Source organism: Xanthomonas cissicola (assembly GCF_008801575.1).
Classification (GTDB): domain Bacteria; phylum Pseudomonadota; class Gammaproteobacteria; order Xanthomonadales; family Xanthomonadaceae; genus Xanthomonas; species Xanthomonas cissicola.
Window position 1 is genome coordinate 1 of record NZ_VZPL01000215.1, and the last position, 898, is coordinate 898.

Genomic DNA, 898 nt, shown 5'->3' on the forward strand with positions numbered 1-898 from the left:
CTAAAGAAGTTGCTGGCCGAGCAGTTGTTCGAGAACGACCTGATCAAGGATGCGTTGCGAAAAAAGTGGTGAGCGCACCGGCGCGTCGTGCGCTGGTGCGCGAGTGGATCGGGCGTGGTGCTAGCGAGCGTCGTGCCTTGGCGGCGATTGGCATGAGCGCCAGCGCGCTGCGCTATTGCCCACGCCAAGACCGCAATGGCGAACTGCGCGAGCGCATTCTTGCGTTGGCGCATCGCCATCGCCGCTACGGCGTGGGGATGATCTATCTCAAGCTGCGACAGGAAGGACGCCTGGTGAACTACAAGCGCGTGGAGCGGTTGTATCGCGAGCAGCAGCTACAAGTGCGGCACCGCAAGCGCAAGAAGGTACCGGTTGGCGAGCGTCAGCCGCTGCTGCGGCCAGCGCAGGCCAACCAGGTCTGGTCGATGGACTTCGTGTTCGACCGCTCCGCCGACGGCCGAGTGATCAAGTGTCTGGTGATCGTGGACGACGCAACGCACGAGGCGGTCGCCATCGAGGTGGAACGCGCGATCTCCGGGCACGGCGTTGCGCGCGTGCTGGATCGGTTGGCACACAGTCGCGGCCTGCCGCAGGTGATCCGCACCGACAACGGCAAGGAGTTTTGCGGCAAAGCGATGGTTGCCTGGGCGCATGACCGGGGTGTGCAGCTACGGCTCATCCAGCCGGGCAAACCAAACCAGAACGCCTACGTCGAATCGTTCAACGGCCGGCTGCGCGACGAATGCCTCAACGAACACTGGTTCCCAACGCTGCTGCACGCGCGCACCGAGATCGAACGCTGGCGACGCGAATACAACGAGGACCGACCCAAGAAAGCAATTGGCGGCATGACGCCGTCCGCTTATGCCCAACATCTGGCAAACACCGATATCATTAA

The 898-nt window shown here is 62.8% G+C and carries 1 pseudogene; it reads left to right on the forward strand.

Annotated elements, in window-relative coordinates:
• Window positions 1–898, forward strand: a pseudogene (locus F7R02_RS25655) (IS3-like element IS1389 family transposase); the annotation flags it as partial.